The organism is Amycolatopsis acidicola (assembly GCF_007713735.2).
Classification (GTDB): Bacteria; Actinomycetota; Actinomycetes; order Mycobacteriales; family Pseudonocardiaceae; genus Amycolatopsis_E; species Amycolatopsis_E acidicola.
In genome coordinates, this window is the sequence record NZ_VMNW02000028.1 from 1 (window position 1) to 19,497 (window position 19,497).

Here is a 19,497-nt window from a genome sequence, read left to right on the forward strand (position 1 = left end):
TGTTTACCCCTCCCGCGGGCGTGTTTGCCCCTCCCGCGGGCATGTTTGCCCCTCCCGCGGGCATGTTTGCCCCTCCCGCGGGCATGTTTGCCCCTCCCGCGGGCATGTTTGCCGCGTACGGCGGCGTGCTGGCCCGTGGCGCCGGCGCGTTCGCCCCGGCGGCGGCCAACGCACGCACGCGAGCGGCCAACACATACACGCGAGCGGCCAACACACGCACGCGAGCGGCCAAGACGCGCGGGCGCGCGGGCGAGCGGCCCGGCGCCGAGCCCGGGACCTGGGCCGCGCAGGCTCAGGAACTCACTCCGCAGGCGTGTTCGGCGGCTACGAAGCCGAAGACCATCGTGTTCCCGATACTGCCGCCCGCGCCGAGGTACGTGCGGCCCATGACCGTCGAGGTGATGTTGCCGGTGGCGTACAACCCCGGCACGGGCTCGCCGGCCTCACCGAGGACGCGCGCGTGCTCGTCGGTCACCAGGCCGCCGCACGTGCCGACATCGCTCGGGTAGATCCGGAGCGCGTAGAAGGGCGCGCGGTCCAGCGGCCCCAGCGCCGGGTTCGGTTTGTTCCCCGGGTCGCCGAGATGCCGGTTGTACGCCGACTCCCCGCGCCCGAACTCCGGGTCCTCTCCCTTGGCCGCGTGCACGTTGAAAGACTCCACAGTGGACACGAGCCCGGCCGGGTCGATCCCGCAGGCCGCGGCCAGCTCCGCCGGCGTCGCGCCCTTCTTGATCTTCCCGCTCGCCAGCCATTCCTTCGGCAGCCTGCCGACGCTGGTCTGCGAATGCGTGTACTTCCGCCGGTAGTTGTCGTCGAACACCAGCCAGCACGGGACGGCCCTGGCCGTCTTGTCCCGCGCGAACATCGCCTTCCCCACCTCCACATACGAGTTCGCCTCGTTGCAGAAGCGCTTACCGGCCTCGTCCACGTAGATCGTGTGTGCCCGCTGCCGCGCGCTGTTCAGCGCCGACATGCCGAAGTACGAGGACGGGTTGGGCAGCCACCACGCCTCGTCCAGCAGATCCGTCCGCGCGCCGAGCGCCATCGCCGTCGCGAGCACCTCACCCGTGTCGCCCGGGTTCGACATCGACCACTCGCCCGTCGTCCGCTGCTCACCGCCGTGCTCCCGGCGCATCTTTTCGTTGTGCGCGAAGCCTCCCGCCGCGAGCAGCACGCCTTTCCGCGCCTGGATGTTCTTCGCGACGCCGTCGCGGGTGATCCGCACGCCCGTCACCTTGCCGTCCTCGACCACGAGATCGTCCACTGTGGTCTCCAGCCAGATCGGGACACGCCGCTCCACCGCCCGCTCCACCAGCTGCCCGACCAGCGAGGACCCGTTGGTGAGCAAGGGTTTCCGGCGGATCTTCGAGACCAGGCCCCGCAACGCGATCCGGCCCGCGACGCGCAGGCTGCCCAGCGAGCGGTTGAAATGCATCATGGCCGGGATCTCTTCGGTCATCGCGGGGAACCCGATCGACGCCGCGAGCCCCGGCTGGAGCTTGTGCCGCCACTCCCCAAGGCGCCGCCCGTCGTACGGAAGGCCCTCGATGGACCGGCCGGCAGCCTTGCCGCCCTTGCGGTTGTCGTAGTAATCGGGATACCCATCGCACCGCTTGAACCGCATCCCCGCGCCCTGCAGGAAGGTGATCATCCGCGGCCCGTCGGTGAGGTACGCGTGGCGGCGTTCCCGCGAGGAGCCGGGGCCGGAGTCGCCGACCACCTCCTCGAAGTACGCCATCCCGTCCTCGTAGGAGTCTTCGCCGGCCCGCAGCAGCGGGTTGACCGGCAGCCAGACCATCCCGCCGGACATGGCCGTCGAACCGCCGACGAGCGCCTGTTTTTCCAGGACCAGCGCGGAAAATCCGGCGTCCGCGGCGCGCAGCGCGCCCACCAGCCCGCCGCCACCACTGCCCACGCTGACGAAATCGTATACTGAATCCCACTCAGGCATCGTTGCCTCCGGGTCGGTCAGGAAGTGACGGAGCTTTCGTCCACCGGCGTCACGGCCGCAGTCCACATGCCGACGAGCACGTCCACCAGTCCGGTCGCCGCTTCGTCCCAGCCGGCAGGGTGCACCTGCTGCCCGTCCGCGAGCGCGCGCTCGCGTTCGGCGCACATCTGCAGGATCACGTGGCTGGCTATCCGGTATCGTTCGCGCAGCACGGGTTCGGGCAGCTCGGGCAGGCACCCGGCGAGCCCGTCCAGCACCCGCAGCATCGACTCGGACGTCGCCTCCTCGACGACGATCCGGCGCAGCCCCGGGTCGGTCGCCACCTGCGCCATGAACCGCGCGTACCAGGTGGGCGGCCCGCCCGCTTCGAGCAGTTCGAGGTACGGGTGGACGAGGCAGGTGGCCCAGTCGCGGAGCCCGGGTTTCGCGCCGAGGCGGGCTATCCGGTCCTCGCGGGCTTCGTTGACTCGCGCGTTGAACCGGCGGACCAGCGCGCGCACCAGATCGGCCTTGGAATCGAAGTAGTACCCGACCACGGAGGTGTTTCCCTTTCCCGCGGCAGCACCGATCTGGCGGTTCGACACCGCCAGCACCCCCTGTTCGGCGAACAACCGCACGGCCGCTTCGAGGATCGCGTTGCGCGTCGCCACGCCGCGACTGTCCGAAGTGGCCGACTCGCCGCGGGGCGGCAGTGCACCGCCGGCCGCCAGCTTGAACTCATCCACCGGTCCGTGCGCCTTCCCGTTTCGCTTCCCCGCGAATCATACTGGCCTCCCGTGCCCCACCAAGTGCAGCTTCACCGGCGGCGCCGTCGTGCACGGCGCCGTCCAGATGCCGGCCAGCGCGTCGATGAGCCCGCCGGCCAGCGCCCGCCAGCTCGAACGCTCGGTCCGTTCTCCGGCCGCCACGGCCCGTTCCCGTTCCGCGCACATCTGCACGATCACCTGCTGCACGACCTCGTCCCGCGCGGCGGCGACGTCGGCGGGCATCGCGGGCAGGCAGCGCGTCAGCGCTTCCCGCGTGCGGCGGAGGCTCGGCGAGAGGCAGGCCTCCTCGGTGATCACCGCTTTGAGCTTCGCGTCGGTCATCGCCTGCGCGCACAGCCGGGCGAAGTAGGTGGTGCCCTGCGTGGCGAAATGGTCCGTCCACGGATGGATCAGGCAGCCGAGCCACTCCCGGATCCCGGCCGAATCGTCCAGCCGCGTGAGCATCGCCGCGCGCGAGCGTTCGACGTCGACGGTGAACCGGCGCGTGATGGCCCGCACCAGGTCCGCCTTCGTGCCGAAGTGGTACCCCGCCACGGCCGGGTTTCCCTGCCCGGCGGCCTCGCCGATCTGGCGGCTGGTCGAGGCGAAAACGCCTTGTTCGGCGAACATCCGCTCGGCGGTGTCGAGCACGAGCACCCGGCCGGCCCTGCGACGCTCCACAGTGGACAGCGAGGTGGTGGTCATCGCGCCGCCTCACCGGCCCCGGCGATCTTCGCCAGGTCCTCGGACTTGAACGGGGTGCCCGCGGTCGTGCCGCCGTCGACGGGCAGCACGATGCCGGTGATGTACGCGGAGCGCTCGCTCGCCAGGTACAGCGCGGCCTCGGCCACATCGGACGCGGCCCCGTCACGGCGCAACGGCCGGGAAACAGCCATGATCGCGCGGATGGCGGCCACCCTGCCACCGTCCTCTTCGGACATCGAACTCGCCAGCAGCCCGGTGGGGATGTTGCCGGGCGCGATGCAGTTGACCCGCACCCCGTGCTCGGCGAGGTCGATCGCCACCGATTTGCTCATCTGGATCACACCGGCCTTGGACGCGCGGTAACTGATCACGCTCCGGCCGGCGTTGATGCCCCCGACCGAGGTCACGTTGACGACGGCACCGCCGCCGTTGCCCGCCATGTGCCGGGCCGCCTCCTGGGTGCCGACCATCGTCCCCAGCAGGTTGACCGCCATCACGTGGCCGAAGTCGGAGAAGTCCTCGTCGAAGAACCGCGGGTGCATGTTCCCGGACACCCCGGCGTTGTTGACCATCACGTCCAGCCCGCCGAGCGTCTCCACGGCGAACCGGATCAGCCCGCGCACGTCTTCGGGATCGGCGACGTCGGTCTGCCGGAAGACCGCGGCGTCCCCGATGGCGGCGGCCGTGGCCTTGCCCGCTTCGGCGTTCACGTCGGCCAGCACCACACGGGCGCCTTCCTCGGCGAAGCGCCGCGCGATGCCCTGGCCGAGGCCCGAAGCCGCACCGGTGACGACAGCGACCTTGCCCGCGAACTCACTCATCACAAGCCCCCGTCACCAGGACACCGGAAGGGAGTAGACGCCGTAGGCGAGCCGGTCGTGTTTGAACTCGACCTCGTCCAGCGTCGTGGCCAGCCGCAATCCGGGCAGGCGCTTGAAGATCGTGCCGAACACGACCTGCAGCTCGACCCTCGCCAGCTGCTGGCCGACGCACTGGTGGATGCCGTAGCCGAAGGCGTGGTGGTCGCGGGCGGAGCGGCGCAGGTCGAGCCGGGCGGGCTCGTCGAAGGTCCGCGGATCGCGGTTGGCCGTGGCCAGCTCGATGATGATGCCTTCGCCGGACTTGATCTCCACCCCGGCGATGCCGATGTCCCCCTTGGCGATCCGCCGCTGTCCATTGTGGATGATGCCGAGGTAGCGCAGCAGTTCCTCCACCGCGTTCGCGACCACCGCCGGGTCGTCGGTGTCGCGCAGCACGGCCAGCTGATCCGGGTTCCGGAGCAACGCCAGCGTGCCGAGGCCGATCATGTTCGAGCTCGTCTCGTGCCCGGCCACGAGCAGCCCGAGCCCCATCGACGCTGCCTCGAACACCGTGATCTCGTCCGAGACCACTCGCTGGGCCAGATCGGAGATCACGTCGTCCTGCGGCTCGGCCGCGCGCTGTTCGACCAGGCCGACCAGGTACTGCAGCTGCGCCGCGAAGGACTGCATCGCCTGCTCTTCGGAGGCGTACCGGTCCACGGCGATGGTCGCCTGCTCCTGCACGAATTCATGATCCTCATAAGGCACGCCGAGGATCTCGCAGATCATCCGGGTGGGCAGCGGCAGGGCGAGCGCTTCGACGAAATCGGCGGGCGAAGGGCCCGCCGTCATCGTGTCCAGCAGCTCGTCGGTGATCCGCTGGATGACCGGCCGCATCGCCTGTACGCGCTTGAACGTGAAGGGCGCCGTCATCATCCGCCGGTACTTCGTGTGCACCGGCGGGTCGGTGTTGAACACCGAATCGGGCCGGTGCGGCGCCATTTTCGAGATGCCCTCGTTCCAGTGCGGGAACCCCGGCAGCCGGTCGTCCACGCTGACCAGCGGGTCCGACAGGAGCGCGCGCTGTTCGGCGTGCCCGGTGACGATCCACGGCGTGCTGCCGTCCCAGATCCGCACCCGCCGCACGGGCCGTTCGGTGACGCTCGCCCGCAGTTCGGCCGGCGGGTCGAACGGGCACCCCTGTTCCCGGTCCATCGGGAAGTACGGCGCGGTGTCCGCTTCCGGTCCCGACGCCAGTGTCTCGGACATGTGTTCCGGGTTCCTTTCGGTCAGGACTGGATCAGGACTGGAGACGGATCGCCTGCGCGGGGCAGACGGCGGCGGCCGTGCGCACGCCTTCCTCGGCCCCGGCCGGTGCTTCGGGCGCCAGCAGCACCACGATGCCGTCCTCGTCGCGCTGGTCGAAGACGTCCGGCGCGGCGGCGGCGCACTGCCCGGCGGCCACGCACAGGTCCTGCTCGACGCTGATCTTCATGGGCAACCTCGTTCGATCATCACGAAATGAGTGCACCGTTTGAGGGGATGGTAGGCCGCCCGGGAAATTTGAGTCAACCGGTTGACTCAAAACTCTGCGGGGGTGTTCACTCGGGTCTGTGGCGGGCACCACACCGACCGGGAAGGGTCGCCCACGACGAGCTCGCACCGGCCCGCCACCCGTTCGCGGCCCCGGGCCGGCCCGCGCCGGCCCGTGCCTGCCCCCGTACCCCGCCGAGGCCCGTAACCCTTGTGGGACAACGGATTTCACGACCCCAGGAGGATCGACGATGACCGTCCAGGCCACCCCAGCGCAGCCGTTCTACCCGCCGGGCGGGCTCGGCGCGCCCAAGGACCGCCAGGGCCACGCCGCCGGCATCGACGTCGGCCTGCCCGCCGGGACCGAGGTCTTCTCCGCGGACAACCACATCTCGCTCGCCGACGACATCTTCTACGAGCGGCTGCCCGCGGAGTTCCGCGACAAGGCGCCCCGCATCTGGTACGAGGACGGCGCCTACGAGCTGGGCATCGACGGGATGTCCTTCCTGCCGCCGGAATTCACCCAGGTGCTGATGCAGTACGACCCGCTGCTGGGCGCGGGCTCGGGCAACCCGCGGGCGCGCCGCGAGCAGCTCGCCGAAGACGGCGTGCGGAAGGAGCTGGCGTTCCCGAACGCGTTGCTGGCGCTGCTGTTCATGCCGGACCGCGACCTCAAGGAGCGCTGCTTCCGGATCTACAACGAGTACATCGCGGGCATCCAGGAGGCTTCGCCCGGACGGTTCCACGGCGTCGGGCTGATCAACTGGTGGGACGGCGCCGGCGCGCGCCGGACCCTGGACGAGCTGAAATCGCTCGGCCTGCGGACTTTCCTGATGCCGCTCAACGCCGGGCACACCGACGAGGGCCCGGTCGACTACGCCTCGGAGAAGATGGACCCGGTGTGGGAGGCCATCGAGGAGTCCGGTGTGCCGGTCTCACACCACATCGGCGAGTCGCCGCTGTCCGCGCCTTGCGAGCGCAACGGGATCGCGGTCGGGATGGTGCACAACGTCGCGCCGTTCCGCGAGATGTTCGGCCGCTACGTCCTCGGCGGGATCCTCGACCGCCACCCCGGGCTGAAGGTCGGCTGGTTCGAAGGCGGGATCAACTGGGTGCTTTCCGCGCTGCAGGACGCCGAGCACATGGTCGCCTCCTACCGGCACATGTTCAACCACGAGATCCGGCACGAGCCGCGGTACTACTGGGACACCAGCATGTACGCCTCGTTCATGGTCGACCCGCTGGGGCTGCGGCTGATCGACGGCATCGGGGTGGACCGGGTGATGTGGTCCTCGGACTACCCGCACAACGAAAGCACCTACGGCTACTCGGAAAAGTCGATCGCCGCCGTCGTCGACGCCGTCGGCCCCGAGGCCGCCGCGAAGGTCGTCAGCGGCAACGTGCAGCGGTTCCTGGGCCTGGCATGAGCGCGATCGCCATCCCGGAAACCCCCGATCTGCACCGGATGCGGCGGGAGGTCGGCGCCCGGCTGCGCGAGACGATGGCGCAGCACGGCGTGAACGTGCTCGTGCTGATCGGGAACAGCAACGTCAGCTACGCCACCGGCGCCAGCTGGCCGCTCGGCGATTCGGGGCTGGCCCACGTGGACCGCCCGGTCGCCGTCGTACTGGCCGACGACGAGTGGCCCCATCTGTTCATGCCGTTCCGCGAAGGCGTTTCGCCGGATTCGGGGTTGCCGGCCGACCATGTGCACGGCCCGGTGTACCTCGAGTTCGAAGAGGGCGTCGACGAGTTCGCCAAGACGCTGGCCGGTCTCGTGCCCGCCGGCGCGGTGTTCGCGGTCGACGAGCTGACCGGCGCGATGCGGCGGGAGCAGCAGCGCCTGTTCGGGGCGAACCCGCTCGCCGACGCCGCGATCGTGCTCGCCTCCTCGAAGGTGGTGAAGACTCAGGACGAGCTTTCCTGTATGCGCCGGGCTTTGCGGATCACCGAGCAGGCGATGGTCGACATCGACGCGGCCGTCGCGCCCGGAGTGCGCCAGATCGACCTGTCCGCGCGGTTCCTGCGGCGCGCGTTCGAGCTCGGCGCGACGGCGAACCTGCTCGAACCGATCTGGCAGATCATGCCGAACAGCCGGGCGGAAGGCGTGTGGACCACGCACGGCGACCTGGCACTGCCGCTGCTGCCCACCGAGCGGGAACTCGTCCGCGGGGACGTGCTGTGGACCGACGTCAGCATCAACTACGACGGCTACTGCTCGGACTTCGGCCGCACCTGGTGCGTCGGGCAGGACCCGTCGCCGCGCCAGGTCGCGCAGTTCCGGCGGTGGCAGGAGATCGTGGACGCGGTCCTGGCGGTCACGAAGGCCGGGGCGACCGCGGCCGACCTCACCGCGGCCGCGGTCGAGGCGCACGGCGACGGGACCCGGCCCTGGGTCCAGCACTTCTACCTCGGCCACGGGCTGGGCGTCGACGCGGCCGAGATGCCGTTCGTCGGCACCGACCTCGGCCAGGAGTTCGACGAAAACCTGGTGTTGCAGCACGGAAGCGTGCTGGTCCTGGAACCCATCGTCTGGGCGGACGGCACCGGCGGCTACCGCGGCGAGGAGATTCTCGTGATCACCGACGACGGCTACACCCGGCTCACCGACTACACCTACGCTCCCTATGGCGACTGAAAACCTGCCGGACGACCGCGCTCTCCGCTCCGGGCGGCGGGACCGCGCGCTGGCACAGATGGAAGCCCACGACCTCGACGTGCTCGTGCTCGGGCGGACCGCGAACGTGCGGTACGTGACCGGGGCGAAACTGCTGTGGCTGGCCGGGACCCAGCCGTTCGGACCGGCCTGCGTCCTGGTCCGGTCCACCCGCGCGATCCACCTGCTCAGCACCTGGGACGACGGCGTGCCCGAGGACATCCCGCGCGAGAACCTGTTCGGCCTGACCTGGAACCCGATGAACACCATCACGGTTCTGCGGGGCATCGAAGGGGCCGCCGGGGCGAAACGGGTCGGCACCGACGCGCTCTCCCCCACCTTCGCGCAGCTGCTCCCGATGGCGTTCCCCGCCGCCGAACTGGCCGACGGCGAGATCGCGATGCGCGAGGCCCGCCGGATCAAGACCGGCGAGGAACTGGACGCGATCGCGGAATCCGTGGCGGTCGCGGAAACCAGCCTCGCCAAGGCGGTCGCCGAGCTGCGGCCGGGCGTCGGCGAGAAGCAGCTCGACGGGATCCTGCTCGAAGCGGCCGCGGCCGGGGGCATCACCACGCCGGCGGTGCAGGACGCCGTGTGGATCACCAGCCGCGAGCACCAGTGGCGGCGGGTGGACAGCGATCGCACGGTCGAGGCCGGTGATCTGGTGGCCTTCACCGCCGGGGTGGTCGGGCACGGCTACATCGGCGAGGTCGGCCGCACGCATCCGGTGGGCGGCCGGATCAGCGAAGCCGCGGCGGCGCTCTACGCCCGGAATGACGCGCTGTGGCAACGACTTCTGGCGGTCTGCAAGCCCGGTGTCTCGCCCGCGAAGCTGCTGGACGCCTACGAGGAAGCGGGCGAACCACTACCCCCGATGGCTGTCGCGCGCGGGCTGGGGCTCGGGTTCGACCCGCCGGTCGTCACCGCGGGCCTGCCCGCCACCGCGGCCGCGGAGCGGCTCGAAGCGCACAGCGTCCTCGCACTGACCGCCTACGTCTGGGAGCCCGGCGTCGGCGCGGTCTTCCGGCGGGACACCGTTGCCCTCACCGAAGACGGCCCGCGGGTGCTTTCCTCGGGCGCCCCCGTCCCCGGCGCCTGAACCCGTTCTACCGCAAGGAGTTCCCGTGCCCGATCGTCCCACGCCCGAAGAGATCATCCGCTACGAGAAGGATCCGAAGACCAGGATCGCCACCATCACGCTCGACCGCCCGGACCACCTCAACGCCCCGACCGTCGGCGCCCGGCTGCGCTACGCCGAGCTGTTGCACCGCGCCAACATCGACGACGCGGTGAAGGTGCTCGTCATCCGCGGCGCGGGCAACGACCTCGGCAGCGGGGTGGACCTGCCCGAGTTCATGGAGACCTTCGGCTCCGCCGAAGACGGGCCGCGGCTGGCGGAATACGAACTGTCCGAAGAGGACGATGTCGCGCTGCCGCCGCAGGACTCCTTCCGTTACGGGGCCCAGGTTTCCCAGTGGTTCGCGAACCCGCGCTCGGGCTGCCGGACACTGCAGGACTTCCGCAAGATCAGCATCCTGGAGGTCAAGGGGTACTGCTACGGCTGGCATTTCTACCAGGCCGCGGACGCCGACCTGGTGATCTCCTCCGACGACGCGCTTTTCGGGCACGCCGCGTTCCGCTACGCCGGCTGGGGCCCGCGGATGTGGACCTGGGCGCAGACGATGGGGCTGCGCCGGTTCCAGGAGATGGTGTTCACCGGGCGCCCGTTCACCGCCGACGAGATGTACGACTGCGGGTTCCTGAACCGGGTGGTCCCGCGCGGCGAACTGGAGGCCGAGGTCGCCAAGTACGCCCAAGCCTGCTCGCGCACCCGGCCGACGGACACGGTGTACCAGCAGAAGCTGTTCTTCACGATGATGAAACAGCAGCAGGGCGAGTACTTCGGCAGTATCCTCAGTGGACTGATGGAGAGCCTCGGCAACTACGTCCGGCCGGACAACGGGGATCTGGCGCTGGGCGAGGAAACTTTCGGGCGCGGGCTGAACAATGCCGTGAAGGACAACGACTCCCAGTTCCCGCCCGACTTCCGGTTGAGCCGGTCGGGCCGCCGGAAGCCGGAGTAGGGATGGGCGCGGCGCACGAGCACCCGCTTTCCGGCTACACGGTCGTCGATCTCTCGTCCGGGATCGCGGGCGCGTACTGCACGAAGATCCTCGCCGACGGCGGTGCGAGCGTGGTCAAGGCCGAGCCACCGGAGGGCGACGACCTGCGCCGGTGGTCCGCCTCCGGCGCGGAGATCGCGGCCGGTTCGGACGGCGCGCTGTTCAGCTTTCTGGCCTGCTCCAAGCAAAGCGTGGTCGCCGACCCCGAGGACGACGACGCCGTGGAGCGCGTGCACGCCTTGCTGGCGGGGGCCGACGCCGTCGTGTGGTCGCGGGGTTCGCGGCTCGCGGAGCACCCTCGCCTGGCGCCGCAGGCGATCCGGCAGGCGCATCCGCGGCTGACCGTCACGGCGATCACCCCGTTCGGCCTCGATGGGCCGTGGCACGACAAGCCCGCCACGGAGTTCACCCTGCAGGCGTGGTCGGGCGGGATGGTCGGCATCGGCCGCGGCGACCCCGGCCGCGCGCCGGTGCACGTCGGCGGGCAGGTCGGCGACTGGCTTTCCGGCGCCTACGCGGCGGCAGCCACGCTGACGTCGCGGATGCAGTCCCTGCGCACGGGACGGGGCAGGCTGATCGACCTCTCGATGCTGGAAGTGCACATCCTGACGCTGACGTACTACCCGGTCACGTTCCACGAGCTGCTCGGCAGGCCGTTCCGCTCGGTGCGCTCGCTGTTCGTTCCGGGGGTGGCGACGGCGAAGGACGGGCTGGTGGCGATCGGGTGCGCGACCGGGCAGCAGTGGTCGGACCTGTGCGCGATGGTCGGGCATCCGGAGTGGATCGACCCGGACAAGCCGATCTCGATCATGGAGACCGCGGCGAAGGTCGCGCCGGAGCTGTACGCCTGGGTCCGCGAGCGCACCGTCGCCGAGGTGCGTGAGCTGGCGTCGTCGTTCCGCATCCCCAACGCGCCGGTCAGCCATGGGGCGAACATCGCCGGGATGGACCATTTCGCGGAGCGGAAGATGTTCCGGCCCAACCCGCGCGACGGGTTCCTGCAGCCGGATTTCCCGTACCGGCTGAGCCCGGCGGTGTTGCGCGAGCCGGAACCGGCGCCGCGACTCGGCGAGCACGTCGTCGAGCCGAAACCCCGGCAGGACAAGGAAAGTAGCGCGGACTCGGGCTTGCCGTTCGCCGGGCTGCGGGTACTGGACATGACGGCGTTCTGGGCCGGGCCCTCGGGCACGCACCTCCTGGCGATGCTCGGCGCCGAGGTCATCCACCTGGAGTCCTCGACGCGCCCGGACGGTACGCGGATGATCGCCGGGATCCCGTTCACCGAGCCCCAGTGGTGGGAACAGTCGCCGATCTTCGCCGCGCTCAACACCAACAAGAAGAGCGTCACGCTGAACTTCCAGACCGAACGCGGGCTCGCACTGGTGTGCGACCTCATCGCCGGCTGCGACGTGGTAGTGGAGAACTACACGCCGCGCGTGCTCGACCAGATCGGGCTGGACTACGAGGCGATCAAGGCCATCCGGCCGGACGCGATCATGGTGCGGATGCCCGGGTTCGGGCTCGACGGCCCGTGGCGCGACGCGGCCGCTTTCGCTTACGTCATCGAGGATGCGTCGGGCCTGACCTGGCTGACCGGGCATCCCGACCAGAACCCCGTCGAGCCCTACACGCTCGGCGACCCGAACGCGGGCCTGCACGCGCTCAACGGGCTCCTGCTCGCGCTCGAACACCGGCGGAAGACCGGCGAGGGGATGCTGGTGGAGTCGGCGATGGTCGATGCGGCGGTCAACATCGCGGCGGAGCAGGTGATCGAGCATTCCGCGTACGGCGCGCTGCTGAGCCGGGACGGCAACCACGGCCCCGTTTCGGCGCCACAGAACGTGTACCGGACGGCCGAGCAAGACGAGTACGGCGGCCGGGATTCGTGGGTCGCGATCGCCGTCAGCACCGATGAACAGTGGCGGGCGCTCGCCGCCGTGGTCGGGAAACCGGACTGGGCGGCGGATCCGACACTGTCGGATGCCGCGGGCCGCCGGGCGCGGCAGGGCGAGATCGACGAGCACCTCGCGCAGTGGTGCCTGCAGCGGACGGGCGACGAGGTGGTCGACCGGTTGTGGCCCGCGGGTGTTCCGGTCGCGAAGGTACTGAACCCGCATCGCCAACCGGAAATCCCGCAGCTGGACGCGCGGGGGTTCTGGGAGACCGTGACGCATCCGGTCGCCGGGAAGGGGCGGTACAGCACGCTGCCCATGCGGTTCTCGGACTCGGCGGAGCCCGCGCACCGCAGGCACGCGCCGCTGCTCGGCGAGCACAACACCGAGGTGCTCACCGGGCTCGGGCTGACCGAGGAGGAGATCGCCTCGCTGGCCGAGGAAGGGGTGATCGGTGAGCACCCCGCCTGGTGACGCCGACGGAAAGGACTCGGAGCATGGAGCCGAAGACCGGGACGACGCTGCGGAGCACCGTGGACGAAACGACCGTGGTGGTCGTGCGCTGGTCCGCCGGTGCCGCGCCGGTGACCTGCGGTGGCGCGCCGATGGTGGAGAAGGCCTTTTACGACAGCGCCTCGCGGGGCGCGCTGGACCCGGCGCAGGCGGCCGGGACGAAGCTGGGAAAAAGGTACACCGATCCGGAGGGCTCCGTGGAGTTGTTGTGCACCAAGCAAGGGCAGGGGTCGCTCGCGCTGGGCGGCGTCCCGCTGGAGATCAAGACCGCCAAGCCGCTGCCCGCTTCGGACTGACGCCATGAACCTCACGACTCTGCTGGACATGGCCGTCGACGCCGACGAGGAGCGCGCCGCGCTGGCCACCCCCGCCGGGGCCTTGTCGGTCAAGAAGTTCCGCACGGTGTCCCGCCACGGCGCCGCGATGCTGATGCAGACCGGGGCGTCCGCGCTGGTCCACCTCGCCGAGAACGGGCCGGCCTTCCCGGTCGCGCTGTTCGCGGCGGCCATCGCGGGCGTGCCGTTCGTGCCCCTCAACTACCGCCTGGGCGCCGAGCAGCTCAGCGCGTTGCTGGCCGAACATCCGCGCGCGTACGTGATCGCCGACGAGCAGCACACGGCCGTCGCCGAGAGCACGGCCGTGCGCGTACAGACGCCGGACGTGTGGTTCGAGAACACGATCTCGACGATCATGCCGGGCCGCCCGGTGACCGAACCGGCGCCGGACGACCCGGCGGTGATCATCTACACCAGCGGCACCACCTCGGCGCCGAAGCCCGTGGTGCTGCGGCACGCGAACCTCGTCTCTTACGTCATCGGCACGGTGGAGTTCGGGAGCGCGGGCCCGGACGAAGCTTCCTTGATCTGCGTGCCGCCGTACCACATCGCGGCAGTGTCCAATGTGGTCACCAACCTCTACGCCGGGCGGCGGCTGGTGCTGCTGGGCGCCTTCTCCCCCGCCGCGTGGCTGGACGCGGTGCGGCGCGAACGGGTCACGAACGCGATGGTGGTGCCGACGATCCTCGCGCGCATCATGGCGGACGACACCGTGGACCGTTCGGTGCCGAGCCTGCGCACGCTCGCCTACGGCGGTGCCCCGATGCCGCCGCGCGTGATCGAACGCGCGCTGCGCGAGTGGCCGCGGGTGGGGTTCGTGAACGCCTACGGCCTGACCGAGACCAGCTCGACCGTCGCCGTGCTGGGCCCTGAGGAACACCGAAAGGCGTTCGCCGCAACGGATCCCGAGGAGCGCGCCCGGCTGCACTCGGTGGGCACGCCCATTCCCGGGGTGGAGGTGGAGATCCGCGACATCGACGGGAGCCGGCTCTCCGCGGGGCTTTCCGGACGGATCTGGGTTCGCGGCGAGCAGGTCTCCTCGGACGGCTGGTTCGACACCCGCGACCTCGGGCGTCTCGACGGCGACGGGTTCCTGTTCGTCGAAGGACGGGAGGACGACACGATCATCAGGGGCGCCGAGAACATCGCGCCCGCCGAGATCGAGGACGTCCTGCTCCGCCTCGACGGCGTGGCCGACGCGGTGGTGGTCGGCGTCCCCGATGACGAATGGGGCCACCGGATCGCGGCCGTGGTCACGCCGGAACCGGGCGCGGCGCTCGATCCGGAGCAGCTTCGCGAGGCAGTCCGCACCACGCTGCGCGGCTCCAAGACCCCGGACCGCGTAGTGGTCTGGGACGAGTTGCCCCGCACCGACACGGGCAAGATCCGCCGGCGCGATGTCGTGACCGCGCTCGGGCAAGGGTGACGGCCCACGCCGCGGCGGCCACGAGCTGAGCGCCACGAGGTCCACAGTGGACCGTCAGCGGACTGCCTTGAGCGGGGGTCGCTGGGCCTCCGCGGCGACGGCCGTCGCCACTCGGACGAACGCGGCAACCGCCTGCGAACGCGAGATCCGCGGCCACGCCACCACGAGCGCCGACGGCTCCACATCCCGCACCTCGCGGAACACGACGCCGGGCCTAGAATGCCGCCGCGCCACCGAAACGGGCGCGTACCAGACCACACTCCCCAACTCCACCATCGTGAACAGCTGCGCGAAATCCCGGTGCGGCAAGGGAATTCCGGGCGGCGGCAGCTGGTCTCCCCCGAGCTCGGCGGGCATCCCGTCCGGGAGCGTGCGGCCGGCGAGGTCCGCGAGGCTCAGTGAAGGCCGATCGGCCAGCGGGTCCGACGCGGCGAGCGCCACCAGCCGCGGCTCGGTCAGGAGCGGTTCGCTGTCCAGGCCCTGATCGTCGAACGGCGTCGGCAGGATCGCGACGTCGGCGCGGCCGTCCAGCAGCGCGGGCACCTGCTCGCCGCGCCCGCCCATCTGCACCTCGACCGGCAGCGCAGCCTCCTCACGCCGGTACGCGGCAAGGATTTCCGGCAGCAGACCCGCGTCGTAGTCGGCCTTCAGCGCAAGCCGGAGGGTCGGCTCCGCGCGCCCCGCGTGCCGGGCCCGCTCCCCCGCCGCCGTGACAGCCTGCAGCGCCGTCTTCGCGTCGCGCAGCAGCACCTCCCCGGCCGGGGTGAGCGCGACCTGACGGGTGGTGCGTTCGAGCAACTGCACGCCCAGCTGCCGCTCCAGCTCACGGATCGCCCGCGACAGCGGCGGCTGCGCCATGCCCAGCCGCTCGGCCGCGCGCCCGAAATGCAGCTCTTCGGCGACGGCCACGAAATAGCGCAGCTGCCGGGTCTCCAGGTCGTTCATATCCCCAGGGTATCAATTCCGCCCGCATCGGTCCTTCAGGTTCGCGCCGACCCCGGGTTGACTGGATCTCGCGGCCGGCCACGGAGTCCGGCGCTTTCCCTTACACCCCATGCAATTTTGGAGTCGCGATGATCGTCGTCACCACCCCGACGGGCACCATCGGCCGTCAGGTCGCGGACACCTTGCTCGACCGGGGCGCCCCGGTCCGGGTGATCGTCCGCGACCCGGCGCGCCTGAGCGCCCGCATCCGCGAGCAGGCCGAGGTGGTCCAGGGCTCGCATGCCGACGCCGACGTGCTGGCGAAGGCCTTCGCCGGTGCCGACGCGGTGTTCTGGCTCGTGCCGCCGAACCCGCACGCCGACAGCCTCGAAGCCGTGTACTCGGGCTTCAGCCGCGCGGCGTGCGAAGCGTTCGTGACGGAGGGCGTCGGCCGGGTCGTCGGCGTGTCGGCGCTGGGCCGCGGCACCGCCGTCGCCGGACATGCCGGGCACGTCACGGCTTCGCTGAAGCTGGACGACCAGATCGCGGCGACCGGCGTGCCGTACCGGGCGCTCGTGATGCCGTCGTTCATGGACAACCTCCTCGGACAGGCCGGCGCGATCAAGGCACAGGGCCTGTTCTTCGGCACGATCTCCCCCGGCCGGAAACTGCCCACGGCCGCGACCCGCGACATCGCCGCCGCCGCGGTGAAGCTGCTGCTGGACGACTCCTGGACCGGGCACGGCGAGGTCCCCGCGCTGGGCCCGGAGGACCTTTCGCACGACGACCTCGCGCGGATCATGACCGAGGTGCTCGGGAAATCCGTGCGGTACCAGCAGATCCCGCTCGCGGACCTCCGCGCGGGCATGCTCGCCGATGGCCGGTCGCAGGCGATCGCGCAGGGCATGGCCGACATGTCGGACGCCAAGGACAACGGCCTCGACAACGGCGTGGCCCGCACCCCGGAGACCAGCACGCCCACGAGTTTCCGCACCTGGTGCGAGGAGGTGCTCAAGCCCGCCGTCGAAGCCGCTTGACGTATTCCCATATCGGCATACGATGACGGGGTGGCACGAGCAGCGACGACGGCCGACGCGTTCAACGCCGTGGCCGAGCCCCGGCGCCGGCAGATCCTCGACGTGCTCGCCGCGGGCGAGCGCCCGGTGAACGAGCTGGTGGACCAACTCGGGCTGACGCAGCCGCAGGTGTCCAAGCACCTGCGGGTGCTGCGCGACGTCGGCGCGGTGGACGTGCGGGACGACGGGCGCCGACGGCTGTACCGGCTGAATGGCAAGGCGCTCAAGCCGATCCACGACTGGGTCAAGCAGTACGAGCGCACGTGGTCCGAGCGTTTCGACGCGCTCGACACCGTGCTGGCGGAACTCCAGGAGGAGCAGCGAGATGGCGAGTAGCGGAACCGCGAAGATCACCCTGCCCGCGGACGACCAGATCCTGATCACGCGCGAGTTCGCCGCGCCGAGACGGCTGGTGTACCGCGCGTGGACCACGCCGGAGCTGGTCAAACGGTGGTGGGGCGGGCACCGGGGCACGGTGACGAGCGTCGAGATCGATCTGCGGGTCGGCGGCCGGTGGCGGTACGTGCTGGCCGCCGGCCACGGGCAGGAGGTCGCTTTCCATGGCGAGTACCGGGAAATCGCCGAGGCCGAGCGGATCGTGAACACCGAGGTGTTCGAGATGCCCGGCGCCCCGGAGTCCGACGAGGGCGCGCCCGTCGTCACCACCACCTTCACCGAGCACGACGGCCGCACCACCGTCGCCATGCTGTCCGAGTGCGGGAGCAGGGAGCTGCGGGACGGCATCCTGGAGTCCGGGATGGAAACCGGGATGCAGGAGCAGTTCGACCTGCTCGAGGAACTCGCGCAATCCTTGCGGTGACAGGGTTTTCGCCCTCGGTGAAAGCAGCTGCGCGGCACCGGCCGCGGACCGTAGTGTGCCGATCGTGGAGACGATCACGGGTACCGCGGCCGGAGTCCCGTTCACGGCGGTGCCCCCGCCCGGTGGCGGCCCCGCGCCGCTGATCGTGTCCTGGCACATGCTCGACGCGCCGCGCACCGACGCGGCGTTCGCCGCCGCGCTGCCGATGGCCGGGGTGCGCGCGTGGCGGGTACACCTGGGCATGCCGATGTGCGGCGCGCGCATGGTCGACGGCCGGGTGGACGCGGTCGTCGAGCTCGCGCGCGAGGACGCGTTGTTGTCCTTCCTGGCGCCGTTCACCCGCCAGGCCGCCGCGGAGTTCCCGGCCGCGCTCGCCGCGCTGCGCGCTCAGCTGCCGATCGAGGACGGGCCGGTCAGCCTGCTCGGCGCCTCCCTCGGCGGTACGGTGGCGCTGGAAGTGCTTGCCGCGCAAGGGATCCCGGTGCGGTCGGTGGCGCTGGTCAACCCGGCGGCGCGGATCCGGTCCGCGGTGGGGCTCGTCGACGGCCTCGCCGGGCATCCGTACCGGTGGACCCCGGAGGCGCGCGAGGTCGCGCGTGAACTGGACTTCGTCGCCCGCGCCGGCGAGATCGCGGGCGAACCGCCGTTCTTGCTGATCAGTGGCGAGCGGGACCACCCTGATCTTCGCGTGGACGCGGCGGCGCTCGTGGACGCGCTCCGCGGGCGCTATGCCCGGCCGGACGAGGTCGAGCTCGTCACCGTGCCCGGCCTGGCGCACCCGCTGGCCGACGAACCGGGCCTCGAACCCGCGCCGCAGTCACCTGTCGCCAAGGCGGTCGACGAGATTCTGACGACCTGGTTCGCCCGGCAGGTGGCAGGGGAAGGTTCCGGCCGGCGTTAGGTTCGGGCCCGGCGCCAGGTTCCGGTGCGGCGTTAGGTCCGGTGCGGCGTTAGGTTCCGCCGCTCAGTGTGCCGCCTTCGGCCAACTCGCCGACGCCTTCAGCCAACTCGCCCACGGGAACGGCCAACTCGCCCACGGGAACGGCCAACACACCCACGGGAACGGCGAGCCAGCCGTATGGTGCCCCGTCAGCGAAGCGTGAGCGGGGTTTCCGCCTGCACGCGGGTCAGCTTTTCCGGGTTGCGCACGTAGTACAGGCCGGTGACGCGCCCGCCTCCGACGCGGAGCGCCAGCACGCCGTCGATCTCGCCGTCGAGGCGGAGCACGAGCGCCGGGTTGCCGTTGACCACGGTGGGCCCCACGGTGATCGTGGCGTCGGCCTTGCCGGTGCCGCCGAAGATGAACCGGGCCACCTTGTCCGAACCGGACACCGGGCGCAGCGCCGCCTGCTTGACGCCACCGCCGTCACTGACCAGCACGACCTCGGGCGCGAGTACGTCGAGAAGTCCTTGCAGGTCCCCGGTTTCGAAGGCGCGCCGGAACGACTCCAGCACCGCCTTCGTCTCGTCCGGGGTGACCGTCTCGCGCGGGCGGCGCGCGTCGACGTGCTGCCGGGCGCGGTGCGCGATCTGCCGGACCGCGGCCTGGGTTTTCCCCACGGCACCGGCGATTTCGTCGTACCCGACGTCGAAAACCTCGCGTAGCACGAAAACCGCGCGCTCGGTCGGCGACAGCGTCTCCAGGACGAGCATCGCCGCCATCGACACGCTCTCCGCCAGCTCCACGTTTTCGGCCACGTCGGGCGACGTCAGCAGCGGCTCCGGCAGCCACGGCCCGACATACGCCTCCCGGCGGCGCTTCAGCGCGCGCAGCCGGTTCAGCGCCTGCCGGGTGGTGACGCGGACCAGATAGGCACGCTCGTCCCGCACCTGCGCCAGGTCCACCTCCACCCACCGCAGCCAGGTTTCCTGCAGCACGTCCTCGGCGTCGGCCGCCGAACCGAGCATCTCGTAGGCGACGGTGAAGAGCAGGTTGCGGTGCGCGACGAAAACTTCGGTGGCTCGCTCGCTCAACGGGTCCTCCTGTCCGTCCTCAT

Annotated in this window: 19 protein-coding genes; 11 read left to right on the forward strand and 8 right to left on the reverse strand. The window is 70.8% G+C overall.

Annotated features, from left to right (window positions below; translation table 11 throughout):
- Nucleotides 1–292: 292 nt before the first annotated feature.
- Genes FPZ12_RS19630 through FPZ12_RS19655 form a run of 6 tightly spaced genes read right to left on the reverse strand, consistent with a single transcriptional unit; the run spans nt 293 to nt 5,697 of the window.
- The gene (locus FPZ12_RS19630) at nt 293–1,951 is read right to left on the reverse strand and encodes an FAD-binding protein (RefSeq protein WP_144756946.1); all 1,659 of its coding nucleotides are present in this window, start codon (nt 1,949–1,951) and stop codon (nt 293–295) included.
- Between the two features lie 17 nt (nt 1,952–1,968).
- A complete protein-coding gene (locus tag FPZ12_RS19635; protein WP_243769920.1) occupies nt 1,969–2,676 on the reverse strand; it encodes a TetR/AcrR family transcriptional regulator in 708 nt (235 codons plus the stop codon).
- A gap of 36 nt (nt 2,677–2,712) precedes the next feature.
- Nucleotides 2,713–3,402 carry a TetR/AcrR family transcriptional regulator gene (locus FPZ12_RS19640; protein WP_144756948.1) on the reverse strand — a complete coding sequence of 230 codons (690 nt, stop codon included), beginning with the start codon at nt 3,400–3,402 and terminating at the stop codon, nt 2,713–2,715.
- Nucleotides 3,399–4,223 carry an SDR family NAD(P)-dependent oxidoreductase gene (locus FPZ12_RS19645; protein ID WP_144756950.1) on the reverse strand — a complete coding sequence of 275 codons (825 nt, stop codon included), beginning with the start codon at nt 4,221–4,223 and terminating at the stop codon, nt 3,399–3,401. The genes FPZ12_RS19640 and FPZ12_RS19645 overlap by 4 nt, the downstream gene beginning before the upstream one ends.
- Before the next feature lie 12 nt (nt 4,224–4,235).
- A complete protein-coding gene (locus FPZ12_RS19650) occupies nt 4,236–5,471 on the reverse strand; it encodes a cytochrome P450 (RefSeq protein ID WP_144756952.1) in 1,236 nt (411 codons plus the stop codon).
- Between the two features lie 31 nt (nt 5,472–5,502).
- Entirely contained in the window at nt 5,503–5,697 is a 195-nt protein-coding gene (locus FPZ12_RS19655; protein ID WP_144756954.1) for a ferredoxin, read from the reverse strand.
- A gap of 289 nt (nt 5,698–5,986) precedes the next feature.
- Here FPZ12_RS19655 and FPZ12_RS19660 point away from each other — a divergent pair, with 289 nt between their 5' ends.
- From FPZ12_RS19660 to FPZ12_RS19690, 7 genes are read left to right on the forward strand one after another with little or no spacing between them, the layout of a single operon-like run.
- Nucleotides 5,987–7,162: an amidohydrolase family protein gene (locus FPZ12_RS19660; protein WP_144756956.1), complete on the forward strand. Its 1,176-nt coding sequence runs from the start codon at nt 5,987–5,989 to the stop codon at nt 7,160–7,162.
- Complete coding sequence (locus tag FPZ12_RS19665) at nt 7,159–8,373, forward strand: M24 family metallopeptidase (protein ID WP_144756958.1); 1,215 nt, start codon at nt 7,159–7,161, stop codon at nt 8,371–8,373. The genes FPZ12_RS19660 and FPZ12_RS19665 overlap by 4 nt, the downstream gene beginning before the upstream one ends.
- Complete coding sequence (locus FPZ12_RS19670; RefSeq protein WP_144756960.1) at nt 8,363–9,490, forward strand: M24 family metallopeptidase; 1,128 nt, start codon at nt 8,363–8,365, stop codon at nt 9,488–9,490. The genes FPZ12_RS19665 and FPZ12_RS19670 overlap by 11 nt, the downstream gene beginning before the upstream one ends.
- Before the next feature lie 25 nt (nt 9,491–9,515).
- Nucleotides 9,516–10,475 carry an enoyl-CoA hydratase/isomerase family protein gene (locus tag FPZ12_RS19675; protein ID WP_144756962.1) on the forward strand — a complete coding sequence of 320 codons (960 nt, stop codon included), beginning with the start codon at nt 9,516–9,518 and terminating at the stop codon, nt 10,473–10,475.
- Between the two features lie 2 nt (nt 10,476–10,477).
- Nucleotides 10,478–12,880, forward strand: coding sequence for a CaiB/BaiF CoA transferase family protein (locus FPZ12_RS19680; RefSeq protein WP_144756964.1), 2,403 nt, complete (start codon nt 10,478–10,480; stop codon nt 12,878–12,880).
- A 23-nt stretch (nt 12,881–12,903) separates the two neighbouring features.
- Nucleotides 12,904–13,215, forward strand: a complete 312-nt coding sequence (locus FPZ12_RS19685; RefSeq protein WP_144756966.1) for a hypothetical protein — start codon at nt 12,904–12,906, stop codon at nt 13,213–13,215.
- 4 nt (nt 13,216–13,219) lie between these two features.
- Nucleotides 13,220–14,680: a class I adenylate-forming enzyme family protein gene (locus FPZ12_RS19690; protein WP_144756968.1), complete on the forward strand. Its 1,461-nt coding sequence runs from the start codon at nt 13,220–13,222 to the stop codon at nt 14,678–14,680.
- Nucleotides 14,681–14,734: 54 nt separating this feature from the next.
- On the opposite strand, the gene FPZ12_RS19695 is transcribed toward FPZ12_RS19690, so the two are convergent.
- Nucleotides 14,735–15,625: a LysR family transcriptional regulator gene (locus tag FPZ12_RS19695; RefSeq protein WP_144756970.1), complete on the reverse strand. Its 891-nt coding sequence runs from the start codon at nt 15,623–15,625 to the stop codon at nt 14,735–14,737.
- A gap of 128 nt (nt 15,626–15,753) precedes the next feature.
- Between FPZ12_RS19695 and FPZ12_RS19700 the strand changes: the two genes are divergently transcribed.
- The 4 genes from FPZ12_RS19700 to FPZ12_RS19715 all read left to right on the forward strand — a co-directional run bounded on the left by FPZ12_RS19700 (nt 15,754) and on the right by FPZ12_RS19715 (nt 18,401).
- Nucleotides 15,754–16,641, forward strand: coding sequence for an NmrA family NAD(P)-binding protein (locus FPZ12_RS19700; protein ID WP_144756972.1), 888 nt, complete (start codon nt 15,754–15,756; stop codon nt 16,639–16,641).
- Nucleotides 16,642–16,671: 30 nt separating this feature from the next.
- On the forward strand, nt 16,672–17,016 hold the full coding sequence (locus tag FPZ12_RS19705; RefSeq protein WP_144756974.1) for an ArsR/SmtB family transcription factor: 345 nt from the start codon (nt 16,672–16,674) through the stop codon (nt 17,014–17,016).
- The gene (locus FPZ12_RS19710; RefSeq protein WP_144756976.1) at nt 17,006–17,500 is read left to right on the forward strand and encodes an SRPBCC family protein; all 495 of its coding nucleotides are present in this window, start codon (nt 17,006–17,008) and stop codon (nt 17,498–17,500) included. The genes FPZ12_RS19705 and FPZ12_RS19710 overlap by 11 nt, the downstream gene beginning before the upstream one ends.
- A gap of 61 nt (nt 17,501–17,561) precedes the next feature.
- Entirely contained in the window at nt 17,562–18,401 is an 840-nt protein-coding gene (locus tag FPZ12_RS19715) for an alpha/beta hydrolase family protein (protein ID WP_166462836.1), read from the forward strand.
- 188 nt (nt 18,402–18,589) lie between these two features.
- On the opposite strand, the gene FPZ12_RS19720 is transcribed toward FPZ12_RS19715, so the two are convergent.
- Entirely contained in the window at nt 18,590–19,474 is an 885-nt protein-coding gene (locus FPZ12_RS19720; protein WP_144756980.1) for an RNA polymerase sigma-70 factor, read from the reverse strand.
- Nucleotides 19,475–19,497: the final 23 nt, after the last annotated feature.

Coding starts and splice junctions, on each gene's coding strand:
- FPZ12_RS19630 (WP_144756946.1), bottom strand. CDS start 1,951: ATGCCTGAGTGGGATTCAGTATACGATTTCGTCAGCGTGGGCAGTGGT.
- FPZ12_RS19640 (WP_144756948.1), bottom strand. CDS start 3,402: ATGACCACCACCTCGCTGTCCACTGTGGAGCGTCGCAGGGCCGGCCGG.
- FPZ12_RS19645 (WP_144756950.1), bottom strand. CDS start 4,223: ATGAGTGAGTTCGCGGGCAAGGTCGCTGTCGTCACCGGTGCGGCTTCG.
- FPZ12_RS19650 (WP_144756952.1), bottom strand. CDS start 5,471: ATGTCCGAGACACTGGCGTCGGGACCGGAAGCGGACACCGCGCCGTAC.
- FPZ12_RS19655 (WP_144756954.1), bottom strand. CDS start 5,697: ATGAAGATCAGCGTCGAGCAGGACCTGTGCGTGGCCGCCGGGCAGTGC.
- FPZ12_RS19660 (WP_144756956.1), top strand. CDS start 5,987: ATGACCGTCCAGGCCACCCCAGCGCAGCCGTTCTACCCGCCGGGCGGG.
- FPZ12_RS19665 (WP_144756958.1), top strand. CDS start 7,159: ATGAGCGCGATCGCCATCCCGGAAACCCCCGATCTGCACCGGATGCGG.
- FPZ12_RS19670 (WP_144756960.1), top strand. CDS start 8,363: ATGGCGACTGAAAACCTGCCGGACGACCGCGCTCTCCGCTCCGGGCGG.
- FPZ12_RS19680 (WP_144756964.1), top strand. CDS start 10,478: ATGGGCGCGGCGCACGAGCACCCGCTTTCCGGCTACACGGTCGTCGAT.
- FPZ12_RS19685 (WP_144756966.1), top strand. CDS start 12,904: ATGGAGCCGAAGACCGGGACGACGCTGCGGAGCACCGTGGACGAAACG.
- FPZ12_RS19690 (WP_144756968.1), top strand. CDS start 13,220: ATGAACCTCACGACTCTGCTGGACATGGCCGTCGACGCCGACGAGGAG.
- FPZ12_RS19695 (WP_144756970.1), bottom strand. CDS start 15,625: ATGAACGACCTGGAGACCCGGCAGCTGCGCTATTTCGTGGCCGTCGCC.
- FPZ12_RS19700 (WP_144756972.1), top strand. CDS start 15,754: ATGATCGTCGTCACCACCCCGACGGGCACCATCGGCCGTCAGGTCGCG.
- FPZ12_RS19710 (WP_144756976.1), top strand. CDS start 17,006: ATGGCGAGTAGCGGAACCGCGAAGATCACCCTGCCCGCGGACGACCAG.